Raw genomic sequence first — 21,009 nt, forward strand, 5'->3', positions numbered from 1 at the left:
CTTGCCTGATTCCGTTATCCTTGCGCGTTCCGGGACCGGCGAGCTATTGGAGCTGTATCCAAGTGAATAAGAAAAAGGAAAAAGCTTTCCGACGCTCCCTAGGCAGAGCGGGGAAAGCTTTTTGATTAGGACCGCGAACGGATTTCCTGGCGCATGAACAGCACGTAAGAGACCGCGAAGCAGATTGCCGTCTCGGCAATTAAGCAAATAAGCTGCGGCCAGGACAGAAGGATGCTTTGCAGAAGCGGCAGAGGGCTGGCAATCGCCCCAACAACCTGCTCGGTTGTCAGCGGCCCAAGCGATCGGACGCCGGGCATCAGCAGCGTGCTGGTGGCCTCCGAGAACAAATACGAAGGGGAAATCCGGTTGAGCAGGAGCATCCAGTTGAAGTGGCTAAGCTGCGCGCCGATGCCGGCCGAATCGGCGGGCGCGGTCGCTTTGTCAATCAGTCCGATAATCATGCTGTAAAACACCGAGAAAAATAACCATATCGCAATACCCGACAACGCGGATGTAGCCGTCTGTCTGAAGCGGATGGAGAAGATAATCGAAAGGTTCAGCCAGAAGCCGACGTAAACGATAGCTGCGATAAGAAAACACAGGACGCGCAGCACCTCCTCCGGCGTGGGCGGATAACCGATGACAAACAGGCCAAGCCCCATGACAAGCAGCCCGAGAGAAAACAGCGCGACGGAGATTAACAGCAGCGATGCCGTAAATTTCGCCAGGATAAAATCGTCCCGGTACAAGGGCTGCGACAGCAGTCTGCTTAGGGTACCTTTGCTGCGTTCCGTGTTGACGGCATCAAAGCCGAGGGCGATGCCGATCAGCGGCCCCAGAAAAGAGACAAAGGTAACAAAGGTCGGAAGAGAACCGTCGGAAGCGGTGAACATTTGAAGAAACAAAAAGGAGCTGTCGGTCTGCTGCGATTTGACGCCGGCTTGAATAGCGGTAACCGCGGCATAGATGGAGCCAATGCAGGCCAGCGTAATGATGCCGATCAGAATGGTGAAGCGCCAGCTCCGCAGATGGTCGCCGAACTCCTTCCGGACCAGCACCCAAAAGGGAGAGTAGCCGCGGCGCGGAATTTCTTGCGTTTGGCCCGAACGGCTGCTAATCCGGCCGGCAAGCTTTTTCCAAAAGCCGTTATTGAATGCTGTTGCTGCGTTCAAGCTGTCCGCCTCCTTCGAAATAACGGTGATAGATATCGTCGAGACCGTATTGCTTGCGCCGAATGCCGATCAAGGAAGCTCCGCAATCAAGCACGGCCCGGGCCGCCTCCGAGGTTAGGTCGCGCGTGCCGGTGAGTACGGCGTCCGATGGCTGAGCGCTGCCATGAGCATGATCCCAAGCGGCAGGACCTTTATAGGTAAGGAGACCGTCCAAGCCCGAAAGACGTTCATCCAGCTCCTTGGTCCAAGGGGCGGCGGACAGCTCGACCGTTACGCTGCCGTCATCGTCCAGCTGCTTCGCCAGCGATTCGATGTTGCCGGAAGCAATCAGCTTGCCTTGAACGAACAAGCCTACCCGGTCGCATATTTGCTGCACCTGATGAAGGTGATGGGAGGACAGCAGGACGGTAAGTCCTTCATTCCGGCTTAATTGCTCGATCAGCTCCAGCAGCTCGCGCACCCCTTCGGGGTCAATGCCAAGCGTTGGCTCGTCGAGAATAATGATTTCGGGCTTCTTGATCAGCACGTCGGCAATGCCGAGCCTTTGCCGCATCCCTCTCGAGAAAGCGCCAACCCTCTTGGTCAGCGTATGCTGAAGGCCAACCCGTTCAAGCAATTCCAGCGCCAGATTGCGGGCATCCTGGGCAGGAATGCCGTTTAGTCTTGCCGTAAGCAGCAAATTATCAAGTGCCGTACGATCCTCGTAAAAGCCTACATCATCCGGCATATAGCCGACTCTTCGTTTTACCTCAAGCGGCTGCCTTGCCGGATCAAGCCCGCATACCCGCACCTTCCCGGAGCTTGGCTCCGTCAACCCCAGCATCATCAGTATGGTAGTTGTTTTTCCCGCGCCGTTCGGGCCGAGAAGTCCGTATACCTCCCCTCTTTGAATCGTGAGATCCAACTGGTTGACCGCGGTTTGCTCGCCGTATTTTTTCGTCAGCCTGGACATTTCAATAATCGGTGCCTGGTTGAGCGAGTCCATCTTTACCGCCTCCCGAATTTACGGAATAAGCCGTAAATAGCGGCGATAACAGCCAGGATGATGACAATGCCGATCCAGCCCCAGAGGACCGAGGATTTCACGGCGACGCGGAACTGCGCGTCGGCGGATTTTTCCGGAGAAGCGGCATTGACGTTTACCACGTAGTCGCCTGCGAGTGCTTTTTTATCCGCTTTAATGGTGGCTTGAACATGGGCGGTTTCTCCCGGCTTGATGGAAGCAATGGTCGCAGGCTCGAAGGTAACCTCCCAGTCGGTTGGATTTTCCGCGGTCATGGCCACTTGCTTGAGCTCCGCCGAGCCTTTGTTGGTGACGACCAGATCAAGCTTGCGGGTGGAGCCGGCGGTTACGCTTGTACTCAAAAGATCGTTAGGCGTGCTTAACGCCAAATCGTAGGTGCCCGTTACGACGGCTTCCACCGTTGTGCTCCCGTTCGTAGAGTTGTTGGAGGCGGATATCGGAATGTCATAGGTACCGGCTTTAACCGACTCCGGCGGTTTCGCGCTAATGGTAATCGTCTTCTCGCCGTTGGCATCGACCTCAACCGAGGTCACGCTGTTGCTTCCGTCGCTGAACGTCACGTCCCAGCCGGCAGCGGCTTCGGCAGCAAGCGCGTAGGTTTGTTTCTCGGCTGTGCGGTTTCGAAGCGTCGCGCTGAAGGTAAACGTAGAGTCCGAATGCCCCTGCATATTGGGCTGATCCGTCGTTAATTCGGTACGGAAGGTACCCTGCTCTGAGACTTGAACGGCAAGCGGAAGAACGCTTCCGTCGGCATTCATTTGAAATTGGTACACGCCCTTGTTGATCTCGAGCGGAACGTCCAGCTGGAGGTTTACCGTTTGGGATTCTCCGGGCTTCACCGCGATCCTGCTTACGGTACGCCCTCCCGCGGTGAGTTCGTAATCCCACTTGTTCCCCTTCTCGTCGAAGCCAAGATCCACCGTCTGGGTAGACGAGCCGTGGTTGATAATGTCCACCGAGTATGCGATCGAATCCCCCGGCGGCGCGGACAATTGTAGATAAGGCGTATACAGCTCTACCGCCGCTGCCGCCGAGACCGGCATGGCGCCTGCTCCCCATGAGACGGCACCTAATGTCATTCCTAGCGCAAGCAAGTATTTAGCGCTTTTTTTGCGGCATGCTTGAAGCATGCGATCCCCTCCTGTAGCTCTGAAATTTGGAATGCGTCGCCTTGAAGCGTACGTAATCGGTACGAATGGCAAAAGGGATTGGATTTGCGAACCTGAAAAAAAATTTATTTTTCCTCCGGCGAAAATTCTGGTACAACGTTAGGTAGATGAGGTTGATTCGGTTAGCGGGGGAGGAACGGCTATGAGCCGCTTGGAGGATATGAGCGAGGTTCTTCGCGACATGTGCGAAGGCGAGACGGAGGCCTTTGACCGGTTTTATGCCCGGTATGCGCCGCTTGTCATGCAGGTTGCGCTGCGCACGCTGGGAGAACGGATGGAGGCGGAGGATGTTTGCCATGATGTGTTTCTTGAAGTGCTGAGGCGGGGAAAGGATTACAATCCCGGGCGCGGATCGCTGGAGGCGTGGCTGGCGGTGATGACAAGGAGCCGCTGTCTGGACCGTCTGCGCAGAGCCAAACGGATAGCCGAGAAGGGGAAGCAGCTTGGGCAGGACACCGCATCCAGCGGCAGAAGCTCGGAGGAGATTGCCCTGCGGCATTTGGAGCTGGAGGAATTAAACGAAGCGCTTAAGAAGCTGCCCCGCAATCAACGGAACGCGGTCGCATACAGCTATTACAGCCCGCATACGCAAAAGGAGCTGTCCGATGCCTGGAACGTTCCGCTCGGTACCGTAAAATCCTGGGTGCGATACGGCTTAAACAATATGCGCAAGCATCTGGAGCGAAGGGGAAGCGAGCGAACGACCGGAGTAGAGGAGGGACGGAGATGAGCGTAATGCCGGAAGAACAATGCAAAATCGGATTTAGCGAGGAACAATGGATTGATTGGCTGCTCGGAAAGCAGCCAGGCGTGCGTTATGCAGAGATGGCCAATCATTTACAGCAATGCTCGGCCTGCCGGGAAAAGGTAACGGAATGGCAGTCCATTTTTGCCCCGGCAGCCGGATACGGGGAGTTTGACCGGACCGCGGATGACAGGCTTCCGTCGGACCGGATCCGCAATAGGCTGCGATCGCATGTTCGGCGGCGCGGGATAGTTAAGCGGCTGAGATCCGGCTGGACGTCACGCAGCAAATGGACGGCCGCGCTTGTCTCCGCCGTCGTTGCCGTCGTCTGCGCGGCTTCGCTTTACGGCAGCGTCCGGCAGCCCGACGACCAGCGCAATGATTATGTCGCCGCGCACGAGCCGGAAGCAGTGGACTTTATTCACGCGCCGGAGACGGCCAGTTATAAAGTGCATCCTTATAACAATGAGCTTGGGGAAGGGTATATCTGGTTTAACAGCGACTCCGGCGAAATGCTGGTCCTGCTGGACGGCATGCTGTCGAGCCGCGATTACGACATACAGGCATGGGCGCTGGAGGGCGGCAGCCGGGTCAATCTGGGATTGCTCGAGCAGTCGGAGAAGAAGCATGCCCATCTCTATGTGAAAGCCGGAGCATTGGTAAAGGCAAGCCAGCTCGCGCTTACCATTGAGCCGTCGGGAGGCAGCGTGGAGCCAACCTCGCCGGATGCTTTCCTGTTTAAGATGGAGCATTAGCCTTGGCATTAAGATCGAGCAATAGCTGCGCCATCTTGAAGACGGTCTGTTCGTCAGCCGGCAGGTTAATGGTGACGGTAAAGCGGGGAGCGTCCGATACGATAAAAGAAAGCTGGTTAAACGCCAACGTTCCGGCTTCCGGATGATAATTGAGCTTCTTTCCTTCGGGCCCGTTCAGCACGTCATGCTGCGGCCACCATTCCCGGAAATCTTCGCTTGTTCGCTGCAGCTCGTCAATCATCTCCAGCCACCAGGCATCACCCGGGAATTTGGCATATCCGGCACGGAATTGGGCAAGTCTGTGCCGCGCATGCTTCTCCCAATTTTCCTTCAGGAGCTCCCGGACGCCGGGCAAACGGAAAGAACGCCATACGGTATTGCGTTCGCGCTCCGACATCGATTCGAAAGGGCCGTATAAGAGATTCGCGGCTTTATTCCATGCCCGGATAATCAGCCGTTGATCGGTAATAAAGGCCGGACTTGTTCCCTGACGGTCCAGGAAGCTTTGCAAATGCTCGCTGATCCTGTTCTCATCCAGGGAGAGGTCAGTCGGAATCTGCTGGATAGCCAACAGGAACAAATGCTGACGCTCATCGGCGTCCAGCTGGAGCGCGCGGCTGATGCAATCCAGTACTTGGGCGGATACCTGAATCGGCCGGGCTTGCTCCAGCCAGGTATACCAGTCCACGCTTACGCCGGAGAGCATGGCTACTTCCCCGCGTCTTAGTCCCGGCGTCCGCCGGCGCCCGATCGCCGGCAATCCGGCTTGCTCCGGAGACAGCCGGGCTCTCCGCGTCTTCAGAAATTGCGCAAGCTCTCTTAATCTTGCCTTGTCATCCATGCGATAGAACCTTCTTTCCGTTATCGTTCTTATTAAAATTCTTATCCTAGGAGAAAAACTCCTAGGATAAGCTCTCCTCTTATTCTCTAATCGGATCCATTATACACTCTATGGGAATTCGACATGAAGAGATAAGGCAGGGGAAGAACAAATGGAGAAAGCTTTACAGCAAGTATCCGGCAGAAGCGGGCTGCTTCTGCTCGGACTATCGCTTGGTTATTTTATGGTGCTGCTGGATATGACGGTCGTTAGCGTGGCCCTTCCGGCTATCCACGAAGATCTCGGGGGAGGGCTCATAGATCTGCAATGGGTCGTCAATGCTTATACGATCGTATTTGCCGGGCTTTTGCTGTCCATGGGAGTGTATGCGGACCGGTTGGGGGCAAAGCGGGTTTATGTCGGCGGTCTCATCCTGTTCTTTGCGGGTTCGGCTGCCTCCGCGGTTGTATCCGATATAGGCGCGCTCATCGCTTTGCGGGCTATTCTTGGCATCGGAGGAGCCGCTTTGCTTCCGGCCTCGTTATCCTTATTGTCCCATGCCTACCCCGTGCCGGGAGAACGGGCCAAGGCGCTGGGAATATGGACCGCGGTTACGGGAGCCGCGATGGCGGCAGGACCCGTGATTGGCGGAATACTCTCGGACTCGTTTGGCTGGCGGAGTATCTTTCTCCTTAATGTTCCGCTTGCCGCAATAAGTCTGCTGCTGACGTATTTGCTGGCGGATGAGACGCCCCGGTCCGCGCATAAGGGCTTTGATGCGGGAGGACAGGTAAGCGTCTTGGCGTCAATTGCCGCATTATCCTTCAGTTTGATGGAGGGGCAGTACTACGGCTGGAGTTCACCCGTCATTTTGGGAACCTTCGGATTGGCGATTCTGTGCATGATCCTGTTTGTATTCCTTGAAGCAAAAGGGCGTGCTCCGTTATTTCCTTTAAGCTTGTTCAGGAACGGCACCGTGTCCGCGGGGCTGGTGGCAGGCATGGCAATTAACGTGGGATTGTCCGGGGTGCTGTTTGTATTGCCCTTATACTTCCAACAGAGTAAAGGCTTATCGGCGCACGCGGCCGGCCTGTCCCTGCTCCCGATGATGCTGCCGCTCGCCTTTAATCCGATTCTGACCGGACGGATCGTCAGCCGGATCGGCGCGAGGACGCCCATGGCGGCAGGATTTGGGCTCGGAGCGGCAGGGACGCTGCTTCTGGCATGGGCCGCTTCGGGCACAAGCTATGCATGGACATTTATTGGGTTGATCTTGATAGGCTTTGGCGTTTCCCTGACCATTCCTTCGCTGATGGCGGCGGTTATGTCCTCCGCTCCGAGGGAACAGACGGGGGCGGTTTCCGGAGCGGTCAACGCAAGCCGCCAGCTTGGGTCGGTTCTTGGCGTTGCCTTGCTTGGGGCGGTGTTGAACGGCAGCCAGTCGTTTCTATCCGGGATGCGGCTCTCTTTTATCCTGATCGCGATTCTGCTCTCGGGAGGTTCTGTTCTGACCCTTGCCGTGTTCGGCAAGAAGAGATAAGCTGTCTATCGGCTGGCAAGCATCTTAATATAACACCTAATATTCCCAATAATACACCTCGTCCTGTACACCCTTACCTTCTAAGATGGGAGATGCAACTAATCCTTGGCGGGACTTAAGGGGGAGTACGAATGGCACGAAGCAAGGCAATGCTGTCTGCTTTGATGGCGCTGCTGCTGTTGTTGACGGCGTTTCCGGTGTATGCGGCGGACAGCGGCAACAACGAAGCAGTCGCTGCGGTCAGCAGCGGCTCGGACAGCTATGTGCGGATCAAGAACAAATGGAAAGGCAATTATTTGTATGAGGGCTCGGACGGCGTTGTCCGTTATGGATTTACGGCGATGGACAACGAGAGCTCCCATTGGCTGATTGAAGACAGCGGGGGAGTGAAGCGGATTAAAAACCGCGCAACCGGCCATTACATCACGATGGAGGATACGAATCAGCGGCGAGAACCGCTATTCAGCCGGAGCGTTGCAGCCAGCACCACGGCTGATCAATGGATCATCGCGGATTCCAGCCGTGCCGGTTATGTCATTATCAGGAATGCCGGCGATCCGTCCGCGAACCTGGTTATTCATCAGGAGGACCAGCTTGGATTCGCGGAAGTCAGCGGCGATATCAATATTACGTTCGAAAGCCCGCAATGGGCGCTGGAGCCGGTTGATCCGGCAGGCGTTCCCGTCCGGATCGTGAACCAGTACAAAGCAGGCCAATATTTGTATGAGGACAAGGACGGCTTTGTCAAATTTGGCGCTGCCGGCGGCATTACCGACCCGGTCACCCATTGGTATATGGAAACGGTGGAAACGAAAGAAGACGGAAGCTCGGTTATCCGTTTGAGGAACCGCGCGACCGGGCATTACGTTACGCAAGGCGATGAGGGCTGGATGCAGCTTAAGGCAATCGCTCAAGACGGCTCGAGAAGCGAATGGACGATGGCAGCTGCGGCTACCGCAGGCTATGTTACTTTTACCAACGTATTTGCGGCGCAAGCAGAAACGCCTCTTACCTATGTGCTTAATACCCAGTTCCCGGATGATACCAATGTCCGTGCCAACGACTGGGCTCAGCCGGCATGGGGAAGCGCGCAATGGCGGATCGATATGGCGGCGGATGTTCAGCCTGTCCGGATTGCAAGCTATTCCGACGATCCGGCGGGAGCAGCGTATTTATACGAAAATAACGGGGTTGTGCAATACGGAGCGCTGGACAGCGCCAATGCAGGCAGCTATCTCTACCAATGGATCATGGAGGATTTCGATGGCAAGACGCTCATCCGCAACGTGGCAACCGGCCACTATATCCGGGGCGGGTCGTCTCAGCCGACGGATCCCCTGACGGCGGATAAACCGGCAGCTATCGATGCTTCCTACCAGTGGACGCTGGCATCTTCGAAAATCTACGACGACTATAAGACGATCCAAAACGCAAGCGGGGCCAATGTCTATCTGCATAACGCGGATGCAACGGGATCTGCCCAGGCGGGCACGGTGGATCCGGACACGAATCCGGCGCAATGGCTGCTTGCCGATCCTTCGGCAGCGACGGACGGGTCCCCGCAGTTTGTGCGTATTATGAATGAATGGCAGTCCATGTATCTGTATGAGGATTCGCAGGGCAATTTGAAATACGGCAATATCCGCGAGGACGATCAGCGCGATCAATGGGTCATTGAGCGGTTCCAGGGCCGCAAGCGGATCAAGAACCGCGCGACCAATCATTATATCAATCTGCAAAATGTAACGGACGGACATATCAAAGTATCCGACGTGGAGGACGACTGGAGAAGCGCCGTTTGGGTCATCGAGGATAAAGGCGGCGGCTCCAGGCTGATTCACAGCGTACTGGACGCAAACGACGCAGAAGGCTCGCAAAAATACATCAACCTGCAGAACCTGACCAAATATGCCGAGTACGGCATTATTAATCCGAACTGGGGCAGCCCGCGCTGGCGCTTTATTAATGTGCCTGAAGCCGCGCCAAGCAATCTTCGGATCAAGAGCAAGCTGACCGGCGGTTATCTGTACGAAGTGACGGAAGCCGGCGCGGATCTAGGCAAATTGAAATTCGCCGACATTCCCGAATCCGATACCTCGTCGATCTGGTTCCCGGAAGACGCCGGCGACGGAGTTGGATCGGTAAGGCTCAAAAACCTCGCAACCGGACATTACGTTTCGATGGAGGGCGTAGGCGGTTCGGTCGAGCAGGACGCGCCGGACTTCAAGCTGGTTGCGGAAAGCATCTACCCGCAATGGGGCAGCGCCAAGTGGTACCTGCAGGATAGCGCATATGAAGGCTATGTGAATATCAAAAGCGCATGGGCCGGCCACTTTGTCTATGAAGCGAGCGGGGACGATGCAGGGTATGCGAAAGTAAGCAAGCTTGTTGCGGGCAATGATGAAGGGCAGTTCGCGGCGGAACCGGTCGAAGTGCCTGAAGCATCGCTGCCAGCCGTTCCCGTCCGGATCAAAAATGCCGCAACCGGCCAATTCCTTTACGAGAACCATGGCGGTGTCGTGCTGTACGGCAACGTGGATGCGGATAACGGCTACTCGCATTGGCTGCTTGAAGAAGCTAACGGATCTTACCGCATCCGCAACCGCGTATCCGGTCATTACATCTCGGTAGACGATAATTACCGGTACATTACGAGCGGAGCATTGGAAGAAGCGGCGGCAAGAGCGGACTGGTCCATAGAGCCGCAAGGCACAACCTACTTGATCCGCAGCTTATACGGCAGCTTTGACGATGAATATATCAATGTGCAAAATAGCGCGGGCTACGCCGAACGCGGCTTGTTCCCTGCGTCCTTCGGGACGCTGCAATGGAGCTTTGACAACGCGCCGGTTGACTTTAGAACGCCGGTAATGGGCGATGAGCGTAACGAAGCAACCGGCACCCCGATTTTTAACGATACCAATTACATCGCCATAACGGCCGGCGGCAAAAATCTTGCGGAATCAAACGGCACGGCGGTCGTAACGGCTAGCTCCGGTGCTGGTCATTCAAGCGCGGAATGGCTGCTGCAGGACTACAACGGCCGCAAGCTGATCAAGAACCGCGCTACGGGCAAGCTGCTGTCGAAGGACCTTTCTCTCAAGGACAGTGCGGCGGCCATAACGGATGCCGAGCAGTGGATGATTGAAGAACGGTTGGGACATTTTGCGCTGGTTAACGCGGCAGATAAGAAAGGAGCTTTGCATATAGAGGGCAGTTCGCTGGAGTACGGCGAAGCGGCTTCTCCAGCCGTTTGGAGCTTAACTCCGGTGCAAGACAAGATTGTTTACGAAGCGGAAAACGCCTTCCGCAGCCAAAGCATTTCGGCAGAAGCTTTGTCGGAAGGATATACGGGCACGGGTTATCTAGAAGGCTTGAAGAATAGCAGCGATCTGATCCGCTTTGTTGTGAATTCGGAAGAAGCGGGTGCCTATGACGCTGCAATCCGTTACCTGGGTAGTCAATCCGGTACGCTGAAAGTGACGGTCAACGGTATTCCCTCCGATGACGCGAACCTCCCTGCGGCATCGAACTGGAAGAATGCCGAGTTGTCGCTTGCGCTTCGCGCGGGCGTTAATACGGTTACGGTACAGGGAGCGTCAGGCAGCGGCGGCTATTCGATTGATTCGCTCTCCGTTAATCATGCGGTGAATTTGGCTTATCGCGGAGCGACCGTTCCTTACTTAACCTACGAAGCCGAGCATGCGGCTACCAATGCCGCGTTGATTGGACCATCCCGAGTATACCGCGACATGGCCTCCGAAGCTTCGGGCAGACAGGCGGTATCCCTTAGCGAGACCGGCGATTACGTAGAGTTTACCCTCGCTCGGCCGGCCAACTCCATCGTATTGCGGTATGCGATCCCGGACAGCGCGGACGGCAGCGGACGGCAGGAAACGCTAGGGCTTTACGTAAACGGCGAATTTAAGCAAAAGCTCAATCTGACTTCGAAATACGCTTGGGAATACGGCAGCTACCCGTGGTCCAACGATCCGAAGCAGGGCAGCGCGCACCGCTTCTTCGACGAGATCCATGCGCTGATCGGCGATGTGCCTGCCGGCGCAACGATCCGGTTGGAAAAAGACGCGGACAGCACGGCGAATTACTACGTGATCGATTTGGCCGACATGGAGCAGGTTGCAGATCCTTTGACCATGCCGGACGGCTTCCTGTCCGTCGCGGATTACGGCGCAGCCGCGGATGATGGCGCGGATGATACGGCAGCCTTTATCGACGCTATGGCAGCCGCCAAAGCCGCAGGCAAAGGCGTCTGGTTCCCCGCGGGTACCTTTGAGCTTCGCAGCAGCCTGCTGCATGTCAGCGACGTGACCATCCGCGGTGCGGGCATGTGGTATACCACGCTTCTTGGAGCAAGATTTATCGGCGATGGCGGACATACCGAAGTGTATGATCTGCTCGTTGACGGCGACTTGAATGTACGCGATGACGAAGCAAGCACGCATGGCTTCGAAGGGGAGTTTGGCCCGGGCTCCGTTATCCAGAATGTATGGATTGAGCATTCCAAGACCGGTCTCTGGCTGACGCGTCTGAAAGGAAGCATGGGCTATACGGACAGCTTGCATATGGTTGGTCTCCGAATGCGCAATCTGATGGCGGACGGCATTAACTTCTGCGTCGGAACGAGCAATAGCATGCTGGAGCAAAGCGACATCCGTTATCCGGGTGACGACGGCATTGCGATGTGGTCGGCGGAAGGCGTAGCCAGCGTAAATAATACGGCACGCTTTAATACCGTGTCTCTTCCTTGGCTCGCGGACAATATGGTCATCTTCGGCGGCAAAGACAACAAGCTGACCGACAACATCGCCAAAGACACGATTACCAACGGTGCAGGCGCAGCGGTATCGACACGCTTCAATCCGGTTCCGTTCAGCGGTACTACGGTCGTTGAACGCAATACGCTGATCCGAACAGGCAGCTTCGATACCGGCTATGGCGTGAACCTTGGCGCGATCTGGGTATTCGCAAGCGAGAAGGATCTGAACGGCACCGTATACATCCGGAATAACACGGCCCTCGACAGCACGTATGCCGGACTGATTGTGCATGGCGACTTTAACGTGAGCGGCGTCTCCATTGAGAATACGGTTATTGACGGCACGGGGACAAACGGAGTGGATGTGACGCCTAACGTAAAAGGATCCATAATGGCGGATAACCTTATCGTACGCGGTGAACGGATCTCCGTTCTGAACGATTCGAATCCGGGCTTTGCGTTCGAGGAGCAGAACGAAGGCTTCGCTAGCTTGTTAAAGCCTTTCCGGTTCGCGGTAGGAAATGACCGTATCGGACCATTCGTGATGGAGAAACAGACATCTGAAGCGGTTCATGTCTATAACCGAAGCGGGGAAGAAGTAACGGGAGATGCGGTTATCACGATCGACAACAGCAATATTGCTTATTTAGAAAACGGAGCATTAAAAGCAGCACGTCCAGGCACTGCAAATATTTCCGTCGCTTATAACGGCGTGAAGCGCGTATTTACGCTTCAAGTGACGGGAGCGGAAGACAGCGGCACAGGCACGAATCCGGGTAACACCGGCCATACGGGCAGTAACGGAACGGAAGTCATTACGGCAGCTTCGAAGCCGGAAGACAATGACCTTGCCTTGAAAAACAAAGTAAACGAAGGACATTCCGTCGTTACGGTTGATGTCAGCGCTTCAGCGGCATCCGGTAAAGCAGCCTTTACGGTAAAAGCATTGCTGGAGCTGGCCGGCTCCAAGCCGGACACGGTCTTGGTCGTGAAAAACCAGCAGGGAAGCTACACGTTCCCGCTGAAGCAGCTTATATCAATTTTGAAGGCTAACGGTATGACGGAAATTGTTAACGCGATATGGACCTTCTCGATCCAATCGCCTTCGTCTGACCTGACTGCCAAGCTGAATAAGGATGCGGCAGAACATGGCGTAACGACGATTGGCTCTGCGCTGGATTTCGGCATCTCGGTTCAATCCGGGTCGAAATCGATCATTATTGAAAGCTTTGGCGGAGTATACGTGGAAAGAACCCTTACGGTAAATGGCGTGCAAGAGGCGGGCAAATTAACCGTATTGGTCTACGATCCGGCAACGGGTACATTCAGTTCGGTACCGGCTTTTGTTACGGTGAAGGACGGCAAGACGGTTGTGACGATTAGAAGCATGGGCAACAGTATTTATACCGCAGCGAAGCTTGACCGTACCTTCACGGATACGAGCAGCCATTGGGCCAAAGCGGACATTGCCCTCCTTGCCGGCAAAGGTATTCTGAATGGCGTAACGGCAGGCAAGTATGAACCGGAACGCGCGGTGACCCGCGCCGAGTTCGCCGCCATGCTGGTTCGCGCGTTAGGAATCCGCCAGATTGGCGAGGCACGCAGCTTCAAGGATGTTCCAGCCGGCAGCTGGTATGAAGAGACGGTGAAGCTCGCATCCGGTGCAGGCATTATCAATGGCTATGAGGACGGAACCTTCCGTCCGAATAACAAGGTAACCCGCGAAGAGATGGCCATGATGGCAGTCAAAGCGATCGAGCTGGCAGCAAGCAGTAAGCTTGTTGCGGCAGACTTGAGCTACAAGGATGCTGGCCATATCTCCAGATGGGCATCCGATGCCGTAGGCAAAGCGACCGGTGCAGGTTTATTAAAAGGAATGCCGGACGGCTCCTTTGCTCCGGCAGGCAGCGTAACCCGCGCCGAAGCGGCAACGCTTTTGAAGCGTTTGCTGGTATCGGCAGGATTGTTGAACGGATAAGTGAATGAACGAAAAAGCGGCCGTGCTGATAGGCACCGGTCGCTTTTTGCTGTTGCCATGATAAACGATACTATTTTCTTTTTGCATGTACAGCGGAAACGGGTTATCTTAATCCTTGAGGTTTTTTATGGAACCGTTGTTGAGATTCAATAGTTTCTACATAGAAGGAGAGATAAAGAATGACCCAAGACGAGATTTTCATGAGAGAAGCGATCTACCTCTCCAAGCTGGCCGTAGAGCATGGCAATGAACCTTTTGGGGCGGTACTGGTTAAAAATGGCGAAATCGTATATTCCAACGAGAACCGGATTTATTCGGCGACGGATCCAACGTTCCATGCGGAAGCAGGCTTGCTGCGGAGATTTTGCGCAGAAACGCAGATAACCGATTTGCGGGAATACACCATGTATTCCAGCTGCGAGCCTTGTTTTATGTGCAGCGGGGCCATGGTATGGACGCAGCTCGGGCGCTTGGTTTACGCAGCCAGCGATATGGATTTATGCGGCCTCTTGAATGAAAAAGGAAGCCGATGCTCCGAGATTGTCTTTGGACATTCGCACCATAAACCCGAGGTCCTTGGAGGCGTATTAAGAGAGGAAAGCCTGAGCGTATTAGCCGGCTATTTCTCGCAGCACGACAAGGGATAAACCATTTTCATCTAAAAAACCCTGCACATCAGCTTTCATAACGCTGCGAGCAGGGTTTTTCAATTTTTAATAAAATAAGTTACTTCACGGAGACGCGGATGGAGGCCGTTTTACCGCCGAAGGCTGCTTTAATCGTTGCGCTGCCTTTGCGTACCGCTGTGATTTTGCCATCCTTGACGGTTGCGATGGACGAATTGGAGGAAGTCCATGTTGCGCCGCTCGTCGCGTTCACCGGGTTGCCCGTATAGTAGATGGCTTGCAGGCTGACCGTCAACGTATCGCCCGCCGACATCTGCGCGGATTTACTGGAGAGCTGCAGCGATTTCAGCTTTGGCGTAACCGTGACGGGGACTTCAACCGTTTTTCCTTGGTATTTGCCCGTCACTTTGGTTGTACCCACATCAATGGCTTTAACGGACGATGAACCGCTGATCGCAGCGATATTTTCGTTTGCGGCAACCCAGTTCATTTTGGTGCCGATGGAAACCTTCTTGCCGTCCTTGTAATAGCCCGTAACCTTAATCGCCTTGGATCGTCCCGGATTCAGCTCCAGCTTCGTTGGTTCAACAACCATCTTAACGATTTCCTCTTCGATCTTAACGCGAACGGAGACGGTTTTGCTCAGATAAGTTCCTGTTAAGGTTACGTTGGATGCTTCCAGACCTTTTAACGTCTTATCAAGCAAAACGATATTGTCAGACGCCGTATTCCATTCGATCGCTTCGGAAATATCGGCTTCCGTACCGTCCTCGTAAACGACCGTTACCTTTGGAAGGTTCGTCTCTTTACCCAAAATAACGCTCAAGTCTTTGGCTTCGGATAAAAGCTTGATCGGCTTCAAGTGAACCACAAGCTTTACCGTGGCCTTCAGGTCCTGCACGGTTCCCGTGAAGGTGGTCTCTCCAAGCTGCTTGGCCGTCCAGACGCCATCCTTAAGCTCGGCTATTTCCTCGTCCGCAACGGTCCATTTCACAAGCTTGGATACGTCAACGCTGGAGCCGTCGAACGTGGTTGCCGTTACTTTCGGAAGCTCGCCTTCGATTCCTTTGAAGCCGTCGATCGACGTTTTTTCAGCCTTCAGCTTGGTAATGCTCGGATACACCGTCACATCGATACTGCGGCTAACGCCACGGTAAGCCACGGTAATTTTGGTCGTGCCAACCGCTTTCGGAATGACTTTTCCTTGATCAACGGTAGCGATAGTAATATCGGAGGAAGTCCATGTGCCTACGGTTGTAATGTCCGAAGATACGTTCGAATTGCTAAGCACTTCCGCTTTGATCTGCAGAGGAGCATCCTGCAATTGCATATGGTATTCCTTCTCCGGAGCAATCTTGATGGACTGATAAGGGGTCCGGACGACAACCGTGATCGTGTCCGATACTCCGAGATAAGAGACCGTGACAGTCGTTTTGCCTGCGCTGACGGCAGTAATGACTCCTTTGTTCACAGTAACCATTTTCGCATTAGCGCTTGTCCATTTGGCATCGTTTGTGACATCGGAGGATTCTCCGGATTTCAATACGGCGTCTGCTTCCAGCTTGTAATCATCGCCGCCTACTTCAAGCTCCAACAGATCGCTAGCCGCTTCCGGAGTAATAGCGATGGATTTGTAAGGCGACGAGATCGTCAGTTTAATAGAATCCGACTTGCCCTTGTATTTCGCCGTAATCGTAACCGTGCCGGCACCAACAAGCGTGATGCGGCCGTCATCGACGGTAGCGATGGACGAGCTGGAGGTTGTCCATGTCGCATCGTCCGTAATATTCTGGCCGTCTCCGTCAAGCGTAAATACAAGCGATTGACCTAAAAGCACATCGGTTAAGGCAGTGGGAGCCGCTTGTCCGTTTTGCATAATCGTAACCTGGTTGTATACGTAATCCGATGTTGCTTTAATCGATAAGGAGAACCCTTTATAGGCAGCGGTGATAGTGGCCGTACCTTTGCCCGTACCGCTTAACACGCCTTTATCAACTTTGACGATAGAGCTATTGGATGATTTCCACGTTACGTCCGTTGTTACGTCTTTTTTGGATGTTGAGCCCGAAATGGTCGCAAGTACGGTGAGGTCCACATTGCCGTCTTCGACGTACATTTCCAGCGATGATGTGCTTGGATTGTAATCCGACTCCGCGTAGCTCCACTCGATGCCTGTCACGGTATCCGTCGTCGCCGCATGCGCAACCCCATTCAGGCTAGTCATGACAAGCGTCATGGCAAGCACGGCTGCGAGCCAGCTGCGGACGAACTTGAGCGACAGTATTTCTCTGATGTTTTCCTTCACTAATTCCCTTCCCTTTCCTTGGAAAATGTTTCTTGCTCTCTTTTGTTAACGGCATTCGAGAAGAAAAAATAAACCGCAACCGCTAAATTTACTATATATAAACATAAAGAAGAAACCGATGGCCGGCTTCTCCTTTATGGAGAACTTCATAAGGGCATGAAATAATATTGGTATTATTTGCTTCCCGAGTCTCTTAACGAAAAGTGAGTAACTTTAGTTGCAGAAGGGATGGAAACATATTGATTTTAAAATGACACGGATAACGAAAGGGGGGCGCCTTCGCTTGGAGCCGCACCTTCCTGCTGCGGAGGAGTTATTCTACATCCGTTTCAAATAACCGTTTCCGTTTTATTTTTGTGTTCGCCGCTCCATAAAGTAACCTCTTGGCAACGGTGTAACCGATCAGGTACACGGCAGCCGACGTATTCCCGTCAACCGTAAACGGTATGACTGAAGCATCCGCAACGATTAGATTTTTCACCCCATGTACGGCCCCGTGACGATCAACGACTCCTCCTCTTTCCAAAGGAGCCATGCGAAGGGAGCCTTGCTGATGATGGTTGTGATCGAAATTTTGTTTAATAAATTCTTCGAGCTTGGAATCATTCTCTATCACGTCGGGTGCCGGAGAGACGAGTCGGTAAGAGGGATCGATGGAAGCGAGCTCGGACGCTATATCTTTGACATAAATTCTGTAAATATTTTTTATGGCGTCCATATCGGAAGGATCCATTAAAAAACCTTCATCCGCGAGCACGATTTTTAGCGGATCTTTATTTTGCAATTGTATAGTACCGCGGCTCTTCGGCTTTAAATAAATCAATCCCAACGTCAACATGCCATCTGTGCCAATACCCAGCATTTGCACCGCCCGGCGTTTCGGATTCGAACCGGTTGGATCCGGCAAGAAAGCTCCTCCGGTATAAAGGGCGTTCGTATCGTTCCGAGGCAATGCAGCATCACCCGGGTTAGTCGTGAAAATCGCGAAGTTAAGCGTATGGTTTCTTAGTCTCCGGCCTACATTCGGATTGTTGAATATGCAGGGAATACCTGCCTCTTTCAGCTCGGAGGCCGGCCCTATGCCGGACAACATTAGAAGCTGGGCACTGTTGATGCCTGCCGAAATAATGATCTTTTTTCTAGCATAGGCTCTTTGCCGCTTGCCATCTTGTAAAAACGCAATGGCTTTCGCCCGTCTGTTTGAGAATAGAACTTTCAGAACTGTCGAATTGAACAATACCCGCAGCCGACGTCCATTTACTCCCTGGCCGTTCGGCTTCATAATGTCTCCGGAAAGAAAGGCTGCGGATGAGCTTTCTCGCCGGCCGTTCGGATTTTGGTACAATTGCCAACGCGAAAAAGGGCCAAGGGGAGTTTTCGGATTATTATAATCTAAAATTTCCGGGAAACCCGTTGCTCTTTCGATGGCCGTCACCAGTTTCTTTGCCATCGAAGTCGGATGTTCCGGAGCTTGCCGAATATCGATCCGCCCGCGATACCCGCGGGCTGCCGGATTGCCGGTCTTCCCATTATATTTTTCTAGCTCCTTAAATCGCCGAATAGCTCGGGCTGGGGACCATAGAGGCCCTAATAATCGTTCCCACTCCTTCATGACTGCCGAGGTAGGCCGTACATATTGTTCACCGTTGATCGAGGAGCCCCCTCCAAGGAGCCGGCCCGTGGTCCACTCAAACATGCGGTCATCCAGTTCTGCTTGGGGAATACCTTCGCCTTGCCAAAAATATTCCGGGAAAAACCGTTCTTCCAGCTCCAAAGCCATGGCCGAATCTCTAATCGGTTTGTCGTTATCGTTATTCGATCCGGCTTCGAGAAGCAATACGGAGGTTTTCTTGTCGTCGGTAAGGGTTTTGGCTATTACCGCACCGGCAGGTCCCGTTCCGACGATGATATAGTCATATATCCGATTCATAATCATGCATTCTCCTTCATTAGGCTAATGTATGATATTGCCCTTCGATGTCCAATGTGCCGCTCATACGTTATATAATAGTTTGCAGAAAGGGGACGGTTGCATGAGAGTTATTGATTTGTCGGCATTAATTGCAGATGGAATGGCCGTATATCCCGGCGATCCGGAGGTTAAGGTCAAGGTAGCGCATACATACGAAAGTCATACCTGGGAGCTGCGGAAGCTTGCCATGGGCAGCCATACCGGAACGCATGTGGATGCTCCATCTCATATGCATGCCGGTGCGGCAACCTTGGATGAGCTGCCGGCGGAACGATTTTTTGGACCTTCGCGTATAGTTCGCATTGGAGAATCGGCATGGCCGGAAGGGCGAGGACTATTTTTCATCGAGTCGGCCGGGCTGGAATGCTATGAACGACTTGCCGCTTTACGGCCATCGTTTGTAGGCGGAGAATTGACGGAAGAATTGGAGCGTGCCTTGCTCGGAATCAATATCCTAACGTATACGGGGCTGCAGGGCTTGGATCGCCTTCCCACCAATAGGGATTTTATATTTTACGGATTTCCGCTGCGGATTGCTGGTGGTGACGGTTCACCGGTCCGGGCAGTTGCTGTAATAGAAACGGAAGAGGAAGAGGAGTGAAATATCGGCTACGCAGACCAAATTGGCAATCCGTTTGTCATCCTGATTCAAATCGTTGTCCCGCTGGCGTTGATCTTTCTGTTAACCGTTTGCGGTTATAAAGGCAGAATGCCCATTGTAACGGACTGCTGCTAGATTATTTAGCGAGATATTAATCGTTCTCATCTATAAAAACGACTCGAGGCTGCCCCATCATGGGGCAGTCTCTTTTTCTAACGAAACTACGTACCGCCATTCGCCCAAAATGGGAGACTTTCTATTTCCAACGAAACTACGCATCGTTATTCCAGGCTTTTGCCCCGTTTTTAGCCACGAAATACACCGATAGCGATACGTAGTTTCGTTAGATTTAAAAAACCGCTGTTTTCCGCCAAATAACCACGTTTCGTTAGATCGATTCCCGATCCCTCGATCCCCGATCCCTCGATCCCCGATCCCCCCATAACGCACCTTTCAACGAGCCCCCAGCCAAGAAGTCAATTCTAACGAGAAAAAAGTAAAAATAACGGCATAGGTCGCGCTTTCCCATTCTCTATAATAAAAACAACTTCACTACTTCCTACTATATTCTAAGAAATTCGAGGTGCTTAAGATGGAGACTTCACCGCAAGTAATAGGCAAGCTGGAGAAGCCGAAAAAAGTACGCTCGCTGCAAAGCGGAGAGACGCTGGCCGGTTGGCTGTTCGTGAGCCCGATGCTCATTGGCGTATGTATTCTCGTTCTTCTTCCGATTGTCGCGACAATCGTGCTCAGCTTCGCCGACTGGAACTTTGTTCAGGGCTGGAAAGGGATTGATTGGGTGGGCTTCGGCAACTTCAAGAAGCTGTTCCATGACGATCAGTTCATCCGCTCGGTGCGCAACAACTTTGTATTCCTGCTCGCCGTACCAATCTATATGATTATTTCCATGGTGCTCGCCGTCATCATCGACCGCCATGTTTACTTGAAAAGCTACTTCAAGGTTGCTTACTTTATGCCTTACATCTCCAATATCGTTGCCGTAGCGATCGTGTGGCAGGTCTTATTCCAGCCGTCTTTCGGCCCGATCAACCAGATTCTGCACACGCTTGGCGTAAGCAATCCGCCGAAGTGGATCGCGGATCCGCATTTCGCGCTTGCCTCCATTATGATGATCGTCGTATGGACATCGATTGGCTTCAACATGATTATTTACATTGCCGGATTGCAGTCGATCCCGAAGGATCTGTACGAAGCGGCCGATATCGACGGGGCGAACGGCTGGATCAAATTTGCCCGCATAACGTTCCCGCTGCTGTCGCCAACTTCCTTCTTCCTGCTTGTAACCGGCATTATCTCAACCTTTAAGGTGTTTGATATCATCGCGGTTATGACGCAAGGCGGGCCAATCGGCTCCACGTCGCTGATGGTATGGTACCTGTACGATACGGCTTTCGTGAACTTGAAGGTCGGTTACGCATCGTCGATCGCGGCCATGCTGTTTATTTTCGTCCTTCTCATTACCTTCGGACAATGGCTTGCGCAGAAAAAATGGGTTAACTACTAA

Annotated in this window: 13 protein-coding genes; 7 read left to right on the forward strand and 6 right to left on the reverse strand. The window is 53.4% G+C overall.

What is annotated here, in order from left to right; all coding sequences use genetic code 11:
- Positions 1–125: 125 nt before the first annotated feature.
- Genes FHT67_RS08285 through FHT67_RS08295 form a run of 3 tightly spaced genes read right to left on the reverse strand, consistent with a single transcriptional unit; the run spans position 126 to position 3,326 of the window.
- A complete protein-coding gene (locus FHT67_RS08285) occupies positions 126–1,118 on the reverse strand; it encodes an ABC transporter permease (RefSeq protein WP_347880089.1) in 993 nt (330 codons plus the stop codon).
- Between the two features lie 28 nt (positions 1,119–1,146).
- Entirely contained in the window at positions 1,147–2,157 is a 1,011-nt protein-coding gene (locus tag FHT67_RS08290) for an ABC transporter ATP-binding protein (RefSeq protein WP_167197352.1), read from the reverse strand.
- 2 nt (positions 2,158–2,159) lie between these two features.
- Positions 2,160–3,326, reverse strand: coding sequence for a COG1470 family protein (locus FHT67_RS08295; protein ID WP_132306715.1), 1,167 nt, complete (start codon positions 3,324–3,326; stop codon positions 2,160–2,162).
- Positions 3,327–3,507: 181 nt separating this feature from the next.
- Here FHT67_RS08295 and FHT67_RS08300 point away from each other — a divergent pair, with 181 nt between their 5' ends.
- Positions 3,508–4,095 carry an RNA polymerase sigma factor gene (locus FHT67_RS08300; RefSeq protein WP_132306713.1) on the forward strand — a complete coding sequence of 196 codons (588 nt, stop codon included), beginning with the start codon at positions 3,508–3,510 and terminating at the stop codon, positions 4,093–4,095.
- Positions 4,092–4,865, forward strand: coding sequence for an anti-sigma factor domain-containing protein (locus tag FHT67_RS08305; RefSeq protein ID WP_132306711.1), 774 nt, complete (start codon positions 4,092–4,094; stop codon positions 4,863–4,865). The genes FHT67_RS08300 and FHT67_RS08305 overlap by 4 nt, the downstream gene beginning before the upstream one ends.
- Here the strand turns inward: FHT67_RS08305 and FHT67_RS08310 are convergent.
- Positions 4,849–5,706, reverse strand: a complete 858-nt coding sequence (locus FHT67_RS08310) for a helix-turn-helix transcriptional regulator (protein WP_132306709.1) — start codon at positions 5,704–5,706, stop codon at positions 4,849–4,851. The genes FHT67_RS08305 and FHT67_RS08310 overlap by 17 nt on opposite strands.
- A gap of 151 nt (positions 5,707–5,857) precedes the next feature.
- On the opposite strand from FHT67_RS08310, the gene FHT67_RS08315 reads away from it, so the two are divergent.
- The 3 genes from FHT67_RS08315 to FHT67_RS08325 all read left to right on the forward strand — a co-directional run bounded on the left by FHT67_RS08315 (position 5,858) and on the right by FHT67_RS08325 (position 14,627).
- A complete protein-coding gene (locus FHT67_RS08315) occupies positions 5,858–7,225 on the forward strand; it encodes an MFS transporter (RefSeq protein WP_132306707.1) in 1,368 nt (455 codons plus the stop codon).
- 131 nt (positions 7,226–7,356) lie between these two features.
- Positions 7,357–13,980: an S-layer homology domain-containing protein gene (locus FHT67_RS08320; RefSeq protein WP_132306705.1), complete on the forward strand. Its 6,624-nt coding sequence runs from the start codon at positions 7,357–7,359 to the stop codon at positions 13,978–13,980.
- A 179-nt stretch (positions 13,981–14,159) separates the two neighbouring features.
- On the forward strand, positions 14,160–14,627 hold the full coding sequence (locus tag FHT67_RS08325; RefSeq protein ID WP_132306703.1) for a nucleoside deaminase: 468 nt from the start codon (positions 14,160–14,162) through the stop codon (positions 14,625–14,627).
- Positions 14,628–14,706: 79 nt separating this feature from the next.
- Here FHT67_RS08325 and FHT67_RS08330 read toward each other — a convergent pair whose 3' ends face one another.
- On the reverse strand, positions 14,707–16,911 hold the full coding sequence (locus FHT67_RS08330) for an Ig-like domain-containing protein (protein WP_132306701.1): 2,205 nt from the start codon (positions 16,909–16,911) through the stop codon (positions 14,707–14,709).
- Positions 16,912–17,224: 313 nt separating this feature from the next.
- Positions 17,225–18,847, reverse strand: coding sequence for a GMC family oxidoreductase (locus FHT67_RS08335; RefSeq protein ID WP_167197354.1), 1,623 nt, complete (start codon positions 18,845–18,847; stop codon positions 17,225–17,227).
- A gap of 97 nt (positions 18,848–18,944) precedes the next feature.
- Between FHT67_RS08335 and FHT67_RS08340 the strand changes: the two genes are divergently transcribed.
- Together FHT67_RS08340 and FHT67_RS08345 are read left to right on the forward strand one after the other, a co-directional pair.
- On the forward strand, positions 18,945–19,484 hold the full coding sequence (locus tag FHT67_RS08340) for a cyclase family protein (RefSeq protein WP_132306697.1): 540 nt from the start codon (positions 18,945–18,947) through the stop codon (positions 19,482–19,484).
- A gap of 592 nt (positions 19,485–20,076) precedes the next feature.
- Positions 20,077–21,009 (forward strand): carbohydrate ABC transporter permease, encoded by a 933-nt coding sequence (locus FHT67_RS08345; protein WP_132306695.1) that lies wholly within the window; start codon positions 20,077–20,079, stop codon positions 21,007–21,009.

Origin of the sequence: Paenibacillus sp. BK720 (genome assembly GCF_011761545.1) — a bacterium.
Taxonomy (GTDB): Bacteria; Bacillota; Bacilli; order Paenibacillales; family Paenibacillaceae; genus Pristimantibacillus.

What these genes read in the sequence shown, in the direction of transcription:
- FHT67_RS08345 (WP_132306695.1), top strand. Translation starts at nt 20,077, where the DNA reads ATGGAGACTTCACCGCAAGTAATAGGCAAGCTGGAGAAGCCGAAAAAA.
- FHT67_RS08290 (WP_167197352.1), bottom strand. Translation starts at nt 2,157, where the DNA reads ATGGACTCGCTCAACCAGGCACCGATTATTGAAATGTCCAGGCTGACG.
- FHT67_RS08305 (WP_132306711.1), top strand. Translation starts at nt 4,092, where the DNA reads ATGAGCGTAATGCCGGAAGAACAATGCAAAATCGGATTTAGCGAGGAA.
- FHT67_RS08295 (WP_132306715.1), bottom strand. Translation starts at nt 3,326, where the DNA reads ATGCTTCAAGCATGCCGCAAAAAAAGCGCTAAATACTTGCTTGCGCTA.
- FHT67_RS08325 (WP_132306703.1), top strand. Translation starts at nt 14,160, where the DNA reads ATGACCCAAGACGAGATTTTCATGAGAGAAGCGATCTACCTCTCCAAG.
- FHT67_RS08315 (WP_132306707.1), top strand. Translation starts at nt 5,858, where the DNA reads ATGGAGAAAGCTTTACAGCAAGTATCCGGCAGAAGCGGGCTGCTTCTG.
- FHT67_RS08335 (WP_167197354.1), bottom strand. Translation starts at nt 18,847, where the DNA reads ATGATTATGAATCGGATATATGACTATATCATCGTCGGAACGGGACCT.
- FHT67_RS08340 (WP_132306697.1), top strand. Translation starts at nt 18,945, where the DNA reads ATGAGAGTTATTGATTTGTCGGCATTAATTGCAGATGGAATGGCCGTA.
- FHT67_RS08310 (WP_132306709.1), bottom strand. Translation starts at nt 5,706, where the DNA reads ATGGATGACAAGGCAAGATTAAGAGAGCTTGCGCAATTTCTGAAGACG.
- FHT67_RS08320 (WP_132306705.1), top strand. Translation starts at nt 7,357, where the DNA reads ATGGCACGAAGCAAGGCAATGCTGTCTGCTTTGATGGCGCTGCTGCTG.
- FHT67_RS08300 (WP_132306713.1), top strand. Translation starts at nt 3,508, where the DNA reads ATGAGCCGCTTGGAGGATATGAGCGAGGTTCTTCGCGACATGTGCGAA.